At 56.6% G+C, this 18,139-nt stretch carries 15 protein-coding genes and 2 tRNA genes; 4 read left to right on the top strand and 13 right to left on the bottom strand.

Going from position 1 to position 18,139, the window contains the following annotated elements; genetic code table 11:
* Window positions 1–26 precede the first annotated feature (26 nt).
* The 3 genes from dnaG (at window position 27) to BN1124_RS16315 (ending at window position 4,157) form a co-directional block, all read left to right on the top strand.
* The gene (gene dnaG, locus BN1124_RS16325) at window positions 27–1,814 is read left to right on the top strand and encodes a DNA primase (RefSeq protein ID WP_042643613.1); all 1,788 of its coding nucleotides are present in this window, start codon (window positions 27–29) and stop codon (window positions 1,812–1,814) included.
* A 183-nt stretch (window positions 1,815–1,997) separates the two neighbouring features.
* On the top strand, window positions 1,998–3,893 hold the full coding sequence (gene rpoD, locus BN1124_RS16320) for an RNA polymerase sigma factor RpoD (RefSeq protein ID WP_331415522.1): 1,896 nt from the start codon (window positions 1,998–2,000) through the stop codon (window positions 3,891–3,893).
* A gap of 187 nt (window positions 3,894–4,080) precedes the next feature.
* Window positions 4,081–4,157, top strand: a tRNA-Ile gene (locus BN1124_RS16315).
* A gap of 429 nt (window positions 4,158–4,586) precedes the next feature.
* On the opposite strand, the gene BN1124_RS16310 is transcribed toward BN1124_RS16315, so the two are convergent.
* From BN1124_RS16310 to BN1124_RS16280, 7 genes are all read right to left on the bottom strand, one after another.
* Window positions 4,587–5,018 (bottom strand): hypothetical protein, encoded by a 432-nt coding sequence (locus tag BN1124_RS16310; protein WP_042643609.1) that lies wholly within the window; start codon window positions 5,016–5,018, stop codon window positions 4,587–4,589.
* Window positions 5,018–5,392, bottom strand: coding sequence for a hypothetical protein (locus BN1124_RS16305; RefSeq protein WP_042643607.1), 375 nt, complete (start codon window positions 5,390–5,392; stop codon window positions 5,018–5,020). Before BN1124_RS16305 ends, BN1124_RS16310 begins: the two co-directional genes overlap by 1 nt.
* 226 nt (window positions 5,393–5,618) lie before the next feature.
* On the bottom strand, window positions 5,619–5,972 hold the full coding sequence (locus BN1124_RS16300) for a hypothetical protein (protein WP_042643605.1): 354 nt from the start codon (window positions 5,970–5,972) through the stop codon (window positions 5,619–5,621).
* A 205-nt stretch (window positions 5,973–6,177) separates the two neighbouring features.
* Entirely contained in the window at window positions 6,178–6,441 is a 264-nt protein-coding gene (locus BN1124_RS21010; protein ID WP_082041660.1) for a recombinase family protein, read from the bottom strand.
* A gap of 76 nt (window positions 6,442–6,517) precedes the next feature.
* Window positions 6,518–6,877, bottom strand: a complete 360-nt coding sequence (locus tag BN1124_RS16295) for a helix-turn-helix domain-containing protein (protein ID WP_042643602.1) — start codon at window positions 6,875–6,877, stop codon at window positions 6,518–6,520.
* A 1,169-nt stretch (window positions 6,878–8,046) separates the two neighbouring features.
* Entirely contained in the window at window positions 8,047–8,583 is a 537-nt protein-coding gene (locus tag BN1124_RS21400) for a hypothetical protein (RefSeq protein ID WP_143239016.1), read from the bottom strand.
* A gap of 53 nt (window positions 8,584–8,636) precedes the next feature.
* Entirely contained in the window at window positions 8,637–9,938 is a 1,302-nt protein-coding gene (locus tag BN1124_RS16280) for a tyrosine-type recombinase/integrase (RefSeq protein WP_042643598.1), read from the bottom strand.
* A gap of 166 nt (window positions 9,939–10,104) precedes the next feature.
* Here BN1124_RS16280 and BN1124_RS16275 point away from each other — a divergent pair.
* Window positions 10,105–10,181 (top strand) — tRNA-Ile (locus BN1124_RS16275).
* Window positions 10,182–10,230: 49 nt separating this feature from the next.
* Here the strand turns inward: BN1124_RS16275 and BN1124_RS16270 are convergent.
* The 6 genes from BN1124_RS16270 to purH all read right to left on the bottom strand — a co-directional run bounded on the left by BN1124_RS16270 (window position 10,231) and on the right by purH (window position 18,117).
* Entirely contained in the window at window positions 10,231–10,701 is a 471-nt protein-coding gene (locus BN1124_RS16270) for a tetratricopeptide repeat protein (RefSeq protein ID WP_042643596.1), read from the bottom strand.
* 257 nt (window positions 10,702–10,958) lie between these two features.
* Complete coding sequence (locus BN1124_RS16265; RefSeq protein ID WP_042643594.1) at window positions 10,959–13,535, bottom strand: alpha amylase C-terminal domain-containing protein; 2,577 nt, start codon at window positions 13,533–13,535, stop codon at window positions 10,959–10,961.
* 342 nt (window positions 13,536–13,877) lie between these two features.
* Entirely contained in the window at window positions 13,878–14,429 is a 552-nt protein-coding gene (locus tag BN1124_RS16260) for a cytochrome b/b6 domain-containing protein (RefSeq protein ID WP_042643593.1), read from the bottom strand.
* Complete coding sequence (locus BN1124_RS16255; RefSeq protein WP_042643592.1) at window positions 14,410–14,784, bottom strand: cytochrome b562; 375 nt, start codon at window positions 14,782–14,784, stop codon at window positions 14,410–14,412. Before BN1124_RS16255 ends, BN1124_RS16260 begins: the two co-directional genes overlap by 20 nt.
* 345 nt (window positions 14,785–15,129) lie before the next feature.
* Entirely contained in the window at window positions 15,130–16,419 is a 1,290-nt protein-coding gene (purD, locus tag BN1124_RS16250; RefSeq protein ID WP_042643590.1) for a phosphoribosylamine--glycine ligase, read from the bottom strand.
* Between the two features lie 105 nt (window positions 16,420–16,524).
* Window positions 16,525–18,117, bottom strand: coding sequence for a bifunctional phosphoribosylaminoimidazolecarboxamide formyltransferase/IMP cyclohydrolase (purH, locus tag BN1124_RS16245; protein ID WP_042643588.1), 1,593 nt, complete (start codon window positions 18,115–18,117; stop codon window positions 16,525–16,527).
* Between the last annotated feature and the right edge of the window lie 22 nt (window positions 18,118–18,139).

Here is an 18,139-nt window from a genome sequence, read left to right as displayed (position 1 = left end):
TTTCCGAGTCATGAAACAGGACGGTTATGGCAGGCAGGATCCCACAATCCTTTATCGATGATCTGCTCGTACGCACAGACATAGTCGAGCTGATCGATTCACGAGTGCGTCTGAAAAAAGCCGGCAAGAACTATCAGGCTTGCTGCCCTTTTCATAACGAAAAAAGCCCCTCTTTCACCGTCAGTCAGGAGAAGCAGTTTTATCACTGTTTCGGTTGTGGCGCCCACGGCAACGCCATCGGCTTTGTCATGGAGTACGACGGACTCGAATTCCCCGATGCCATCGAAGAGCTTGCCAACCTGCAGGGTATGCAGGTGCCCCGTGAGCAGAATGCGGGCGGGACGGGCAAGGCACAGCCTGCCGTCAGCAAGGATCTCTTTGAACTGATGAGCCAGATTGCCCGCTTCTACGAGAGCAATCTGAAGAGTGCACCCCAAGCTGTCGAATATTTGAAGGGCCGTGGTCTGACCGGGGAAGTGGTCAAGCGCTTCAATATCGGTTATGCCCCTGCAGATTGGGATCAGGTGAGGCGCCGTTTTGGTGCCAGCCGGGATCACGAGCAGTTGCTTATCTCCGGCGGCATGCTGATCACGCGCGATAGCGGCCCCGGTAGTTATGATCGTTTCCGCGATCGCATCATGTTCCCGATCCGTGACAAGCGCGGCCGGGTCATCGGCTTCGGTGGCCGGGTGCTCGGCGATGGCACGCCCAAGTACCTCAACTCGCCGGAAACGCCCATTTTCCACAAGGGACGAGAACTGTTTGGCCTCTACGAGGTGAAGCAGGCACACAAGGATCCTCGCCGGATCCTGGTGGTGGAAGGCTACATGGACGTGGTGGCCCTCGGCCAGTACGACATCGACTATGCGGTGGCTGCGCTTGGTACGGCCACTACCAGCGACCATATCCATACCCTGTTCCGTACCACGGCCGAAGTGGTCTGTTGCTATGACGGTGACAATGCCGGTCGCGAGGCGGCCTGGCGGGCGCTGGACAATGCGCTGCCTCACCTGCAGGACGGGCGGGAGCTCAAGTTTGTGTTCCTGCCAGATGGTGAAGATCCGGATTCCCTGGTGCGCCAGATTGGCAAGGAGGGCTTCGAAGCCCTGCTGGACGAAGCGCAGCCCTTCGCCGATTTCATGTTCGAGCGTCTGGGACGGGATGCCGCGCTCTCCGGTGAGGCGGGCAAATTCGAAGTCGCCAACAAGGCGGCCGAGCTGATTCGCCGGGTGCCGGAAGGCTTCACCCGCGAGGGACTGATCACCCGGCTCTCCAGCATGATGCGCTGGGGGGAGAACAAGCAGCGGATCGCCGAGCTGTTTGCCCGCAACAGCCAACCCAAGGCCGAGCTCACCAAGCCCAAGGCCGCCAAGCTGACGCCGATCCGCCGCGCGCTGGCGCTGATGCTGCAATACCCGGCGGTGACGGCCGAGTTGCCGGCCATGCCGGAGTTGGCCGGGTTGCGGGTGCAGGGCATCCAGTTCCTGCTGCAGCTGCATCAACAGATCCTGTCCCAGCCCGCGGTCACCACCGGCATCTTGCTGGAGCATTGGCGTGGCACCCGGGAGGGAGAGATCCTCGCCCAACTGGCGATGCACGACCTGTTTGAAGATATCAAGCTCGATCAAGAGCCGGATATTCTGGGGGAGTTGCAGGATACCTTCGTCGGATTCATCAATCAGTTTCTGAAGCAACGGATTGAAGAATTGCAGACCAAGGTGGCCCAGGAGGGACTAAGCTCTGAGGAAACACAGGAGCTGATGATGCTGATCAAAGAGGTACAGACTGAGAAAAGAAATGAGAGCGGGGCTTGATATTTGAGTGATGGGCCCCAATATGTCTACTGTTGCCCGAATCGACGGGATTAAAAGCAAAAATTTTATAACCGCCTGGCCCCGACAATACTGCGGGCAGGGGTTTCTCATGACCGACGCCGCAACCAGACATAGCATGTCTGGCGGTTTTCTATTAGAATTGGCTATTTGCGCAGCAGCGCACTGTACGCGCAACCTAGCAACACCAACCGGATGAGTTCTATGGAGCAAACCCCGCAGTCTCAGCTTAAACTCCTCGTTGCCAAAGGTAAAGAACAGGGCTACCTGACCTATGCCGAGGTGAACGATCACCTCCCGCAAGACATTGTCGACTCTGACCAGATCGAAGACATCATCCAGATGATCAACGACATGGGTATCCAGGTGGTGGAGAACGCCCCGGATGCCGATGACCTGATCATGGCCGAAGGTGGTACTGCCGATGAGGACGCTGCCGAAGCAGCGGCCCAGGCTCTGGCATCTGTTGAATCTGAGATTGGTCGCACGACCGATCCCGTCCGCATGTACATGCGGGAAATGGGTACCGTCGAACTGTTGACCCGCGAAGGCGAAATCGACATCGCCAAGCGGATCGAAGACGGTATCAATCAGGTACAAAGCTCCGTTGCCGAGTACCCCGAAGCCATCACTTACCTGCTCGAACAGTACGACAAGTACGAAGCCGAGCAGCTGCGTCTGTCCGACATCATCTCCGGTTTTATCGATCCGAACGAAGCGGATGACGTGGCACCGACCGCCACTCATATCGGCTCCGAACTCAGCGAAGATGATCTGGCTGACGAAGATGAAGATGAAGACGAAGATGAAGACGGTGATGGTGACGACGCCGACGACGAGGGGGACGGTGGTCCGGATCCCGAAGTCGCTCGTGAGAAGTTCGGTGAACTGCGTGCTCAGTACGAAGTAACCCGTCTCTCCATTCAGAAGAATGGTCGCGCCCACGATGAGACCCAGGCCGCTATCGCCCAGCTGGCCGATGTGTTCCGTCAATTCCGCCTGATGCCCAAGCAGTTCGATCGCTTGGTCAACAACATGCGCGAGATGATGGAGCGGGTTCGCGTGCAGGAACGCATCATCATGAAACTCTGCGTTGAGCAGGCCAAGATGCCGAAGAAAACCTTCGTCGCGGCCTTCACCAACAACGAGTGCGAGACTGCCTGGTTCGAATACCAGAAGCAGGCCGGCAAGGCCTGGTCTCCCCGCCTGCTGGAGATGGATGAAGACGTGCTGCGTGCCATCGGCAAGCTGCAGCAGATCGAAGAAGAAACCGGTCTGTCGATTGCCCAGATCAAGGACATCAACCGTCGCATGAGCATCGGTGAGGCCAAGGCCCGCCGTGCGAAGAAAGAGATGGTCGAAGCGAACTTGCGTCTGGTTATCTCCATCGCCAAGAAATACACCAACCGTGGTCTGCAGTTCCTGGATCTGATCCAGGAAGGCAACATCGGTCTGATGAAGGCGGTGGATAAGTTTGAATACCGTCGTGGCTACAAGTTCTCGACCTATGCCACTTGGTGGATCCGTCAGGCCATTACCCGCTCCATCGCGGATCAGGCCCGTACCATCCGTATCCCGGTGCACATGATCGAGACCATCAACAAGCTCAACCGTATCTCCCGTCAGATGTTGCAGGAGATGGGTCGTGAACCGAACCCGGAAGAGCTGGCGATGCGCATGGGCATGCCGGAAGACAAGATCCGCAAGGTGTTGAAGATCGCCAAGGAGCCCATCTCCATGGAGACGCCCATCGGTGATGATGAAGATTCCCACTTGGGCGATTTCATCGAAGACACCACCCTGGCCCTGCCAGCGGATGCGGCCACCAGCGAGAGCCTGCGCAACGCGACCCGCGAAGTGCTGGCCGGTCTGACCGCCCGTGAAGCCAAGGTGCTGCGGATGCGTTTCGGTATCGACATGAACACTGACCACACCCTCGAGGAAGTGGGCAAGCAGTTCGACGTCACCCGTGAGCGTATTCGTCAGATCGAAGCCAAGGCTCTGCGCAAACTGCGCCACCCGAGCCGCTCGGAAGTGCTGCGCAGCTTCCTGGACGAATAGTCCCAGGGCATGTGATACAGCCTTGTCAAAAGCCCCGCCATGCGGGGCTTTGTTTTATCAGGGTTCCACGCGTCATGGGGAGCAGGCAGATTGGCGGCGGCTGTACAAAATCTCGGCAAGTGATTGATCTGCCTATGGACGAGGTATCTCGCATCCCCTATAATCCACGCCGCAAAACCAAGATTCTGGCCCCTTAGCTCAGTTGGTTAGAGCAGTCGACTCATAATCGATTGGTCGCCCGTTCAAGTCGGGCAGGGGCCACCAAATTCCAGAAAGGCGCAGTAGGTTAGTAACCGCTGCGCCTTTTCTATTTCTGGCGTTTTGAAGTGTACTTGTGAGTGTACTTAGCTAACTGCTAGGGGCGGAATGGTGACGGCATTCCAAGCCCTATCAATTGCCCAGTGATAGGTTGACACAATGACAGTGGTTTTAGGGGACAGGAAGAAAAGTTGTGTGGGGAGCGGAGAGAGGCATCGTCGATTTGCTGGGGGGAATTGCATGGAGGGGAGCAGGGGGTAAGGGGGGTTCTTATATATATGCAATGAGGCTTGAAAAAATCTCACAGAAAATATGACAAATGGCCCTCTCTGCAATAGCCAATACAACCCCATAGATGTACTAGCAACAGAGGATAGTAATCAGATGGGGGCTGTATGTCTTGAGAGGCGTAAGGGGTAAAGCGCTTCCCCTCTGTCACCGGATTACTTCATCTTTCACGGCTTCATAGTAGGAATAATGGGAGTGTCGAGCGCATAAAGGGCAAGAGATACGCTCATCGCGCCAATCTTTCTTCTGAATGAGCGTTACGCCCTTACAAGCTGGACAGTGGTAATTGATATTCAGCGCCCTTAGCTCTTCTTGGCGTTCGCTGTCAACGTTCAGAAGGGCCAAATCAAGCGTCCCTTGTAGCGAACGAGTATCGGTATAGACACCATCACACAAAGCCATATCAAAGCCTTTAAGTTTGGGTGGCGTAATGCGGTAGCTAGAGCCTTTACGCTCAATGACAATGCCCTTGTAAGAGAATTTGATAACATCTGGTTTGTATTCATGAGTGCGGACAGGCTTATCTGCCTGCCCTCCGAATTTGAAATTTGCTATCTTGGGCTTCTTGATGAGAGGCATTAACCACCTCTCAGCTTCTTGAAGAACTCTACAGCGTCCTGAGTGTTGTTAAGCGGATTTGGCTTATAACCAGCTTTCACACGTCTAGCACGTTCCCATTGCTGCCATTGCTTGGTTGTCCAATTGGCGTTGGCTAGTTCTTCCCCCGTAAATTCTGTTTGTTGGGGAGCTTCAGAGAATCCATGTTTGCGCATAGCATCATTCTTCAATGACTGCATATAAGCAATGTGCTCTTTAGAGCCAGCACCAATACCAAGAGCTTTCATGCTCTTGCTCACTTTAGAGGCGTCGCCTTGAGCCTCTTGAATGATGGCTGCAAGCTGATCATCACTAATTGATTCGTCTTGAAACAGGTCTTTGATTTGTTCATTCATATTTAACTTCTCCGAAAGGGGTTAGGTGCCCAGGTGAAAGGGGCATCAATGTCATAGTTCTTGAATTTTGAATAATCGCGGTAGTGGTCACAGTGGGTTACAGGAACCCGTTTGCGTGTGTTAAGAAAACACCACATAGTAAGAGTCCTACTTTGCTAAAAATGGCTGTTTTAAGCCTTGATAGACAAGGGCTAGAGAGGAAGTGACACAGGGGGGAGGTACTGCCCTACAGGGTAGGGGGAGTGGCACTGATAAGCTCGTTACGCAGTCGATGATAAGTGCGTTTAGAAAGGCCGTATTTGGTATGCAATACAGAGTGGGAACAACCGAGCTTAATCTCTCGCTCTAGCTCTGGGGTACGTTGGTAGCGCATCCCTTTCGATTTATTCAATTGTTCTTGCTTTGTGAGTAAGGCTTCATCGATTGCTTCAGAGAGAGTAAAAGTATCAATGACTAGCAATCGGCTGTAAAGGCTGGTCGGCCTGATGCCTGCAATCACTTTGATGATACCATTTGCGCTTTGGCGCTCTACACATACCGCCTTGTCTTGTTGGTTGTAATAGACGCGATAGAGGTTCATACAGTAACAACCTCCTCGCCAACTACGACCGTGACGCCTTGGGAGGAGACGGTGTTACTGATCTCTCGCATAGCCAGGCTTATGTATCTTTCTGAAAGTTCTTTGTAACTCACCGCGTTATCCAAACTCCCCGCCAGGAGAATTAGCTCCCCTGTTCGCTCTCGTTCTACTGCGCAGCAGCGACCATATTGATCGAGGTGCGCTATTATTGTTCTTTGCATTCTTGTTCTTCCGCTCCCACTGTAGAAAGCCGTAAGTTATTTAAGAGGGTACGCACACTCTCACGAGAGAAAGGTTTGCCTCGTTGGGTCAAATATCCCTTGGCGTTAAGCGCTGAAGCCAAAGCCTTGTACCCGTAACCAAACGCCAATAGCTCTTGCACTGGTTCCAGTAGCTTAGTGAAGTAGGTTGCATTGGCCGCCTCTTTGGCAGTGTTGAATTGCTCGTGTGTTGAGTTGTATCGTTGCATTGTCGTTACCTATTGGATTATAAAAATTGAAATCATGTGGGTTAAATAGACTACAAGGGGATATAGAAATAGGATTTTACCAGTCATCTAAATCATCCTCCCAAGCATCTTCTTTAGCTTCTTGCTCTGCCTTTACTGGCGTCAGCTTGTCTAGGTTAAGGATTAAAATTCGTGTCCGCTTGTTAGCGTCAGGATCAAATTTCGTATGTCGCTCAATGAGGCCCATTGCCTCCAGCCTTACCAAGGCTCGGATAATTGCCCGTTCAGATAGCCCAGTTTGAGCCGCCAAAAGGCTGTTCGTGGGCCAACACCTAGCACACTTATCCCGCTCTAGGTTAATGAAGGTGGAGATAAGCAGCAGGGTGATCTGTTCGGAGGCGGTAAGATCTTTAGGAAGGTTGCGTAGAATCTTGGTTGTAATTTCTAGTTGCGTCATCACTTGTGCTGTGATCCTCTTTCTTTGTAGCCAAATCCCTCAGGATTAGGTCAATGATATAGCGGGTCGGTTTTACACCTTCTGGCAAATGCTTGATTAGCTCATTAGCGCAAAAGGCGGGAACCTTGACCCGAAGGCCATTTTCTTGGGAATACATCATCTCATTACCTCTATCTTGATTTGGAACGGGCAAGAGCCCACTTACTGGCGCAAGCAGGCTACAGTTTTCAACTATGTATACTTATATATACCTGTGAGACAGGTGTTTCTGCTACAACTATTTTTTAATAGTCAGGTGGGTAGCAGGGGACAATCTCTTGTTTCATTCCTCTACCCCTCAAAATTGAGTAATAGATGTGACTCTAGCCCAGAGCCAGCTTGAAGGGGAGAGCCTGCTATTATATTAAGAGGATGGGATGATACCATTTGTCATTAGGGGGCATCTTCTAAGTGCAAGAGGGGTGACAAATTGTCAGGGGGGGGGGTGACAATTTGTACCTAATAACAGATAAAGTAACAGATAATATAAATACTATTATAGGTGACATTTTGTCACCCCATTGTGCCGAAGGCGTATATAGAAACTATCTGACTGTATGTGCCTCAGGCCGGCAGGGCCAAGCTAAAGAAGACGCCTAAAGGAAAGAGAGAAAAGACTAACCCCTTCTCTCCCATGCTTCTGTAGCCCTTGGCTACTAACTACCTACTGTGTGGATTTCTTCCCTTCTTTTTGGCGTATCTTTTACTCTTTGCCGAAGGCGTTAGTCTGCTTACGTATGTCATAGAGTGTCACTAGGCGTAGCCTATGGATTCTACAGGTAATCTCCTAAACCTCGTTAGAGAGTCTCCTAGACGCCTTCCTGTGTGTTTATCTAATCAGCGTTGCTTTCTTCAATCACACACAAACGTCCTTTGGTTTGGATCAAAATGTGTCTGGGCTTACCACTATCCAATATTCCCCAGACACCAACCAATTCGATTCTATCGTCATAAACCCTGATGTCTCGTCCTTCAAAGCTAACGTGCCCTCCTTGTGACTCACACATAACCTTTCCCTTTTCAAAGTTTGGATAGAACTTGAAAAGGAATGGCCCTGCCACCAAGATCAGCAACACAGCAATGATCGCTATGAAGGAGACTTTTCTATAAAAATCCATGACAATCAAGCCCTAGTCTAAAACGATCCTTGGCGGTTCCTGACTGCCATCACTATCAAGGTACTCCTCAAACTTGGCAATGAAAGCAGAGAGGGCTTTGTGAAGCTTGTGCAAGTCGTACCCACGTAAATCAATATTAGAGAGTAGCGACTGTGCCATGCCTAACGCATCTTCATCCATGCTAATCTGATCAATTGAAAACCCCTGTTTTGCTAAGTGTTGGTACAACCAATGAACATCTGAGGGGGTCTTATACAAACACCAATGGAAGAAAAATATCAGCGCACCACACTCATATATGAAGTGGAAAGGGGCGTCTGTATTCCCCTTTGTTTGCTCCACCATATGACACAGCTCATAACCATTCTTAGGCCCAAGATCCATCATCATACGTGATACCAATGATGACTTAATCCCCAGGGCACGTGACAATAATTTTACTCCCTTTCTTACAGTTTTTGCTTCGGGGTTTAGTCTAATGAACACTTGATATAAACAGATTCCCACAGCCAAAAGAGCAAGCAAACCGTAGCCTATTGTTATTGCCATTCCATCCCTGCCCTAGCTTGACATAACTAACCAGCATGGTAGCGCCTTTGGCGTCAGGAAGATAACTCACGTCCCCCAAAGTTAACGGAAACCACGGTATCCGCTGCCAGATCCAATAACCGCCGCTCCCATAGCTCCAAGGCTCGGCGCTTCTCTGGTAGGTACTCATATCGGTCATAGTGTTTACTGGATACGTCATTCAGGGCGTGATTCTGTAGGCGGTCGCGCAGATCTTTAGCTATGCCAAGCTCACCCATCAGGGTCTTACAGGTGCGGCGAAAATCGCGGGGGATAAAGTGCGCTATCTCGGTGCGTTTACGGTAACGGTCAATCGCTTGGCTAAGTGAGGCCATCGGCATTGGCTCGTTTGGCTTGGTGGCGTGAGCAAAGATAAAGGGGTTACCCGCCGTTTCCTCTTGCTGCTCTCTCAGTACTCGTAAGGCACTATCAGTAAGGGGGATCAGGTGGGGGCGGCCATTCTTGGAAAGCTCGGCGGTAATGGTCAGGGTCTTGGCTTGCCAGTCGATACTTGCCCAGCGTGAGGCGGCAAGTTCATAGGGACGTTGGCCGCCCGTGAAGAAACAGAGTCGGATCAGGCTGCGCAGGGTCAAGCCTAAGCTAGTGGGTTGCTCCATATCATCGAGCAACTGGCGAGCCTCTGCCCACGTTAGGAAACGCTCCCCAACGCGTTCGGCGGCCTTTTGCTTGGGTATGGCAGCCACCGGATTAAGCACCAAACCAAATTTGGCATCGTCTATGAAGTTGGCGGGGTCGTTGTCATGCTTTAGCCCGTAATTGAATGCGGCCATTAGATAGCTTCTGACTCGATTGGATTGGGTAGCAGCACCACGGTGGATCATGTGTGCCAGAATGATTTTGATATCGTGTGCGGTCACGTCCTTAGCTTTGGTCGTGGGTTTGATTACTGGGTAGGTCTCTTTCTCCAAGGCCACCAATACGGCCTCATAGGTGCGCTTGCCATCCTTATTCATCTGCTCGGTGTAGCTTTTGAATAGCTGCTCAATGGTTCCTTGCTGCTCATGCTCCCGCTTTTCTTGCTCCCGCTCCTTTGCTTGACGGGCCAGCTCGTCTTTGGGGTCTAGGCCATCGCGGATCATCTGACCAAACGCCTTGGCCTTCTCGCGGGCATCGGCAAGGGTGAGGTTTGGGAAGCTGCCAAGCGGTATAAATGCCCACTTCCCATCGCGCCTGTAGCGAAACGTCAGGGTCTTTGTGCCACTAGGGAATACCTGTACACCTAACCTCCCTTCTCCTCGGGTGCGATTGTCGTCAGTCTGAAAATACGGGTTCTTTTTCGCGGGTAGCGCGTTTACTTCACTGTGAGTCAATGGCATTGGATGGCAAACCTCGCTAAGTGCACTTCAATATTTTCGAAGTGTACTTGCAAGTGTACTTGGAATGAAGCTACCTGTTACTATCTGAGACATAATGATACACGTCATGCTTGTAAGTGATTGTTATATAGGTAATTAAAAATCCTCGCCGCTAAATGCACAATCTGGCCCCTTAGCTCAGTTGGTTAGAGCAGTCGACTCATAATCGATTGGTCGCACGTTCAAGTCGGGCAGGGGCCACCAAATCCAGACAAAGCCGCTCATCATGAGCGGCTTTGTCGTTTCTGGCGTCTCACCAGCGCCTGTCCAGATCCTCGGCGTAGAGCGCCATGGCGCGCCTGTAGGTGACGAGGGCGGGATCCGCCGTGGTCTCCGCCAGTACCCCCAGCAGCGTCTCCATTCCCTCCTTGTGCTGTCCCAGGTTGTAGCGGGCCATGGCACCAAACACCCTGAACTCGTTGGCCTCGGGGAAGTGGGCCTGCCCCTGCTCGAAGGCGGCCAGTGCCTCGGCATACTGCCCTGTGCTGCGATAGGAGCTGCCAAGGCCCAGCCAGGCACCACGCAGCGAGGCTTCACTCAATCCCAGAGCGATGGCCTTCTGATAGAGGGGAATGGCCTGAGTCTCGCGACCCAGATTATCGTGCAGACCGGCCACCTCGTAGTGCAGCTCTGCGTGCTGCGGGTGCTCCACGAGCTGCAGCAGGCCGTGTTGGCGGGCCTCTTCAATCCTTCCCTCGGCCTTGAGGGCTTCCAGCTGTTTCATATGCGCTCCTGCATGGGGATGTCGACCCAGTATGCCTGCGAGTCGGCGGGCGGGAAATGGGGCAAGCGAAGTGGCCTGTGTATGAGGAGGCAGAGGAGTATTCGGTTGGGCTGTTGGGATCTGAATCGGAAGGTAAGTAGATAAGTGTCACCGGGCCCAAGGCCCGGTGACAGGGTTTCATCATGACGGATCAGGCCAGTTTCCGATGGCGAGCAGCATGGATTCCGCTCGCCATCGGAGGCTTCGTCGCCCGCGGCTTATTGGGCGCTCAGGCTGTAGGCCAGGGTCTGGTCGTTGAAGCGCACCACATAGGTGCCGACCAGGGTGGTGGTGATGTCAGCCCCTGCCGATTCGGCCACGCCGTCCTTGTTGGTGTCGCCGTAGTTCTGGGTCCAGTCTCCCTTGACGTCGAACTTGAAGCGCTGAGCCCCGTTGGCATCACCGCTGCCGGTGAAGGCCAGGCTCCCCTGCCACAGATGATCCCCCACTAGGGTCATGGGGGTGGAGCCCCAGTTGTTGGGGGTGCCACGGATGTTCAGGCTGGGGAAGGTCTTCGCATAGCCGACGCTGACCGGGGTCAGGCTGTAGGCCAGGGTCTGGTCGTTGAAGCGCACTCTGTACTGACCAATGACCGTGGTGGTGATGTCATTGCCAGCGAGATTGGCGATGCCGTCCTTGTTGTTGTCACCGTAGTTCTGGGTCCAGTCTCCCTTGACGTCGAACTTGAAGCGCTGATTGGTCTGGCCGTCGAAGCTGACCAGCGCTTCCCACTGGTTGTCGGCGACCAGCGTCATGGCAAGCGTTCCCCAGCCGTTGGGAGTGCCACGGAAGCTCAGGGTCGGCAGCACGCTGTTGTAGGCGCCGTTGCTGTCGGTGACGGTTACCGTGGCGCTGGCACTGGCGGTCAGCCCCTCGGCGTCGGTGACGGTGACCGTGATGGTGCGGGTCCCCAGGGCATCGAACAGCACAGTCTCTGTCTTGGCGCTGCCACCGGTGGACCAAGTGTAGCTCAGCACACCGGCATCGTCGCTGGAGGCGGAGGCGTCGAACACCACGCTCTCACCCAGCTTGACGCTGATGGTCTTGGGAGAGAGGACGGCGACAGGGGCCTGGTTGTCGTTCAGCGGGGAGATCTGGTAGCTGAGATCGCTCTCCTTGAGGGAGATGCGATACTGGCCGGCGCCGCTGATGAAGATGTCCTTGGTGCTGCTCTTGTCGGCGATACCATCCCCCTCGTTGTCGCCGTAGTTTTCGGTCCAGTTGCCGAAGACGTCGAATTTGACGCGCTGGGCTCCGGTGGCATCACCGGCGCCGGTCAGGTTGACGGTGGCGGACCAGACGCGGTTGGTATCGACTGTCATGGGGGTATTGCCCCAGGCATTGTGGGTGCCGCGCAGGTTCATGCTGCTGAACTTGTTGCCAGGCAGGGTGGTCCCGCCACAGGGGCTGGCCTTGGTGCAGCCGGCCAGGATGGCGGCGGCCTTCATGCCGGCGAGGTTCAGGTTGGCCTTGCCGCTGCCGTCGACTGTGATGTAGGCGCCGCTGCAGTAGTCGTTGCCACTCAGGATGTTGCAATACTCGCCGGCCGGCAGGCTGGTCTGCACCGAGGCCACCAGGTTGCCGCTCTCGTTGTTGATGGCGACGAAGCCCTTGTCACCCCGGCTAAAGGCGATCTGGTTGTTGCCGTTATCCCACCAGTTGCTGACCGCCGTGCCCTCGGTGCGGTTGTTGAACAGGGCCATGTTCATGATGGCCGGGCGGCGCTGCTCGCAGTTCCACTGGCTGTCGGAGCAAGGCGTGCTGCCGGGCGCCCCCTTGTCGGTCTCGTATTTGCCCATGTCGGCGAAGCGATAGCCCGACATCACCTGCTTCCAGCCATAGGGCCAGGCCATCATGAAGACGTTGGCCAGCTCATAGCGGGCGCCGTTCATGAAGGTGAGCATGCCGCCGCCACCGTGGCCGCGTTCGCGGTCGTGGTTGACCACGAAGATGAAGGACTTGTCGGAGGGGAGCAGGCCCCAGCTCTCGCCCAGGGTCTTGAGGTTCTTGATCTGGCCGTTGAAGTTGGCGGCCAGACTGGTGCCGTATTTGAAGTCGGTGACCCTGTCGATATAGGTGTAACGGTTGGGCTGGATCTCGGCGGACTCACCGCCGGCGCCTATCACCTCTAGGTAGGCCTTGGGGCTGCCCGCCTTGTCGAGGATTGCCTTCACCTCGCTCGGGGCCATGTGTTTGGCCGCATCGACTCGAAAACCGGCAACCCCCCAGCCGAGCAGGGTCTTCATGTAGGTGGCTATCTGATCCTGCACGTAGACGGAGCCGGTGTTCAGATCCGGCATGCCGTAGAGGGCGCCGTTCCAGACGTTGTTGCTGTCGCCGTAGTTGGTGATGTCACCGCTGTGGTGGAAGTCGTTGTAGCCGAACTGGGGATATTGGAACTGACCCGAGTTGTAGTTGCCGCCGCCGGTGGCGGTACCTGTGCCGGAGGCGAGCTGGTTGAAGACGGCATCGGCATAGATCTTGACCCCGGCGGCGTTGCAGCGGGCGATCATGCTCTTGAGCTCCGCCTCGCTACCGCCGAAGCTGTTGAAGTTCTTGAAGCTGACGGGCTGGTAGACGGTCCACCAGTACTCGCTGCCCTGCTTGTGCTCGGCCGGTGGCGTGATCTGGACGCCCCCGAACCCCTTGGGCCCGAGCACGGTCTCGCACTCGTTGGCGATGTCGTTGAACTTCCATTGGAACAGGTGGACCATGACCCCTTCGGCGCTGGCGCTGTGGCTGAATGAGCCAAGCGCCGCGGCGAGCAGGGCGGTTCGAAACAGTGTGTTGTGCATGACGATTTTCCCTTCGACTTTGTTATTGGTTATCACTGCCTGAGTCTCGAACGGACGACGAACAACCTCGTTCGGTCAGTAGCATTCATGAAATCGAAATGGTTGAAAATCGAACAGCGGGATTTAGTTAAGAACTGTGAATGAAAATGCTTTCATATGAGGCTTATCGAAAGGCTGTATTGAGACCCTGATCGGACATTTGTGCCATCTCGGTAAAGGGTTGGCTTGCGAAAGCCTGGGGCATATTCAGAGGGGGAGGGAGGACGCCATGCCTGACCATGCAAGATGGCATCAGGCTGGCGGGATAATGGAACGAGCACCCGGAGTGGGTGCCCGTCTGGCTCAGGAATGAGTTTCTTGCCGGGCCGGGGTTGCGCGGCGGCGCGTCGGCAGCATGCGCGCGACCAGGTTGTTGCGCTGGCGCCAGGAGGTATAGACGATGGCGCACAGGTGCAGGGCTATCATGGCCTGCAGCGCCCAGGTACACCACTCGTGCCAGTCATCGGCGCCGAGCTCGAAGCCCATCTCGGTGTTCTGGAACCAGCCGCTGCCGGCGGTGGCCAGGATGATCAGCCAGAGTGCCCAGACCGCCAGCTTGCCGCTGCCGTGATGGCCGGGGGCGGGAGGGGTGCGCTCGCGCAGCGCCGCCGCCTGCTGGTGGAACTCGGCCCGGTTCGGGATGAGGGCACTCAGACGGGCATGACCCCGCGCAAAGGAGAGGCCCCAGCCCAGCCGGACACTGATCAGAATGATGGCCAGATAGCCGAGCCGTTCGTGCCAGGTCTCCCCGGCTTCGTTGAACCAGAGGTTGGCGACACAGGCGGCCGCCACCCCCCAGTGGGTGAGGCGGACCAGCGCATCCCAGCGAAAGGGATTAGCCCTTCTGCTTGGCATAGGTGTGGTACTCCTTCTTCAGGTCGTTGATCTTGGCCAGGTGAGCGCGGGCCTTCTCCTGATCACCGGCCTGCAGCGCCGCCAGGCTGGCATCCAGCTCGGTCTGCACCTCGTTCATGCCTTCCAGGAACTTCTCTTTCTTGGCGGTCGGCATGTTCTTCTCTTTGGCGATGTCGAGCTGGGCCTTCATCTCCTTGATGTGTTTCTCCATGGTGGCGGCATCGTCAGCCTTGACGGCCTGCTTGTAGTTGAAGCCGATATTCTTCATCGGCTGCTCCAGATCGCCGGCCATGGCAGGCAGGGCCATCAGGCCGAACATCAGGGGCAACAGCAGGGGGCGCACAGTTTTCAACATGGGATTTCCTTATGAGGTCACGACATTGCAGTTTCTTATGGCACTCATTTGAGTGCGGTATCATGCAGCATGATGCCACGAAAGCGAGGCAATTGTATGGATAAAGTGCGACCAATTGTGACGAAATGTGTGCATTGTGCTGATGGCATGTAGCCGCGCAGCGCAAAAACAGGGGAAGACGGTCAGACCCGGCGGCGATCGTCGGCGACATGCAACCATGCAACAACGGGGCGGCACAGGGGGGAACGGCCGTGATCCGGGCCCTTGAAGGGGCTATGGCAGCCTCGCTGGGGGCAGCAAAAAGGGCCCGCAGGCCCTGATGTTCAGCTTGAGACGAGTGCCCGGTTATTGGGCCTGCTCACGCAGGATGGCGCGCCAGCCGATGTCGCGGCGGTAGAAGACGCCGTCCCACTGGATGCGGTCCGCCAGCAGGTAGGCGCGTCGCTGCGCCTCGGCGACCGTGTGGCCCAGGGCGGTGGCGCACAGCACGCGACCACCGGCGGTGACGACGGTATCCCCTTCGAGACGGGATCCGGCATGGAACACCTTCTCGCCGCTCGCCTCTTCCACCGGCAGGCCGCTGATGGGCTTGCCCTGGACATAGTCACCGGGGTAGCCGCCGGCGGCCAGCACCACGCCGATGGCGACGCGGGGATCATAAATGGCTTCGACCTGATCCAGCTTGCCGGCACAGGCGGCCAGGCACAGCTCCACCAGATCGGAGCGCATGCGCAGCATGATGGGCTGGGTCTCGGGGTCGCCGAAGCGGCAGTTGAACTCGATTACCTTGGGGTTGCCCTGGCCGTCGATCATCAGGCCGGCGTAGAGGAAACCGGTGTAGACATTGCCCTCGGCCGCCATGCCGCGCACCGTCGGCATGATCACCTGTTCCATCACCTTTTGGTGCACCGCATCGGTCACCACCGGGGCCGGGGAGTAAGCCCCCATGCCGCCGGTGTTGAGGCCGGTGTCCCCGTCGCCGACCCGCTTGTGATCCTGGCTGGTGGCCATGGGCAGCACATGCTCGCCGTCTACCATGACGATGAAGCTCGCCTCTTCCCCGTCCAGGAACTCCTCGATCACCACCCGGGCGCCGGCATCGCCGAACGCATTGCCGGACAGCATGTCGATCACGGCCTCTTCGGCCTCCTGGGGGGTCATGGCGACGATGACGCCCTTGCCGGCGGCCAGGCCGTCAGCCTTGATGACGATGGGAGCGCCCTTCTCGCGCAGGTAGGCCAGTGCTGGCTCCACCTCGGTGAAGTTCTGGTACTCGGCGGTCGGGATGGCGTGACGGGCCAGGAAGTCCTTGGCGAAGGCCTTGGAGCCTTCCAGTTGGGCGGCATTGGCGGTCGGGCCGAAGATGGCGAGCCCTTCGGCGCGGAAGGCATCCACCACCCCTTTCACCAGCGGGGCCTCGGGGCCGACTATGGTGAGGCCGATCTGCTGCTGTTTGGCAAAGGCCAGCAGGGCCGGAATGTCGGTGGGCTCGATGGCGACGTTCTCTATGCTGCCTTCGTGGGCCGTGCCGGCATTGCCGGGGGCGACGAACACCCGGGTCACCATGGGGGATTGTTTTGCCTTCCAGGCCAGAGCATGTTCACGGCCACCATTACCAATGATCAGTACTTTCATCGTCTCGCTCGCTTCTATTCGTGATAACCCACTGCATTTGCAGGTGCAAACCAGTCAGTTGAAATAGTTCGTTGGAAAGAGGGCCGCTTGTGGCGGCCCGTCTCATCAGTGGCGGAAGTGGCGCATGTTGGTGAACAGCATGCACATGCCGTGCTCGTCGGCGGCGTCGATCACCTCCTGATCCCGCATCGAGCCACCCGGCTGGATGACGCAGGCGATACCGGCGGCGGCGGCGGCATCGATGCCGTCGCGGAACGGGAAGAAGGCGTCGGAAGCCATGACGGAGCCCGCCACTGTCAGCCCTTCATCCTCAGCCTTGATGCCGGCGATCTTGGCAGAGTAGACCCGGCTCATCTGGCCGGCGCCGACGCCTATGGTCTGGCCGTCTTTGGCGTAGACGATGGCGTTGGATTTGACGAACTTGGCGACTTTCCAGCAGAACAGCAGATCTTTGAGCTCAGCTTCGGTGGGCTGGCGCTTGCTGACGACCTTCAGATCCCCGAGCGTGACCATGCCCAGATCGCGCTCCTGCACCAGCAGGCCGCCGTTGACGCGCTTGAGATCAAAGCCTTGCGCCGGCGCGGTCCACTGGCCGCATTCCAGCAGGCGTACGTTCTGCTTGGCCGCCACGGCGGCGCGAGCCTCTTCGCTGACGCTGGGGGCGATGATCACCTCCACAAACTGGCGCTCGACGATGGCGGCGGCGGTGGCGCCGTCCAGTTCACGGTTGAAGGCGATGATGCCGCCGAAGGCGGAGGTGGGGTCGGTCTGCCAGGCGCGCTCGTAGGCGCTGAGCAGGTCGTCACCTATGGCCACGCCGCAGGGGTTGGCGTGTTTGACGATGACGCAGGCCGGCTCGCTGAACTCCTTCACGCATTCCAGCGCCGCATCGGTGTCGGCGATGTTGTTGTAGGAGAGGGCCTTGCCCTGCAGCTGGATGGCGCTCGCCACCGAACCCGGAGCGGCCTGCTCCTCGGCATAGAAGGCGGCGGCCTGATGGCTGTTCTCGCCGTAGCGCATGTCCTGCTTCTTGACGAACTGGCTGTTGAAGGTGCGCGGGAAGCGGGACTCGGCGTCGCCCTCCTTGTTGTCGCCGTAGCTCGGTACCAGGGTACCGAAGTAGTTGGCGATCATGCCGTCGTAGGCGGCGGTGTGCTCGAAGGCCGCGATGGCGAGATCGAAGCGGGTCGCCAGGCGCAGACTGTTGCCGTTGCCGTCCATCTCGGCGATCACCCGGCCGTAGTCGGCGGCCTTGACGACGATGGTCACGTCTTTGTGGTTCTTGGCGGCAGAGCGCACCATGGTCGGGCCACCGATGTCGATGTTCTCGACCGCGTCTTCCAGGGTACAGCCTGGCTTGGCGACGGTGGCGGCGAAGGGATAGAGGTTGACGACAACCATGTCGATGGGGGAGATAGCGTGCTGGGCCATGATGGCGTCATCCCGATCGCGGCGGCCGAGAATGCCACCGTGCACCTTGGGATGCAGGGTCTTGACCCGGCCGTCCATCATCTCGGGGAATCCGGTGTAGTCGGAGACCTCGGTCACCGGCAGACCCGCCTCGGCAAGCAGCTTGGCGGTGCCACCGGTGGAGAGCAGGGCAACGCCACGCTCAACGAGAGCCTCGGCAAATTCCAGGATGCCGGTCTTGTCAGACACACTCAGCAGCGCACGGCGAATGGGTCGAGCTTGTTCCATCACACTATCGTCCTCAGCATAA

The sequence above is a fragment of the Aeromonas eucrenophila genome, from assembly GCF_000819865.1.
In the GTDB taxonomy this organism is placed as follows: Bacteria; Pseudomonadota; Gammaproteobacteria; order Enterobacterales; family Aeromonadaceae; genus Aeromonas; species Aeromonas eucrenophila.
Note: the sequence above shows the minus strand (reverse complement) of the source record. Positions and strands in the feature narration are given on the sequence as shown.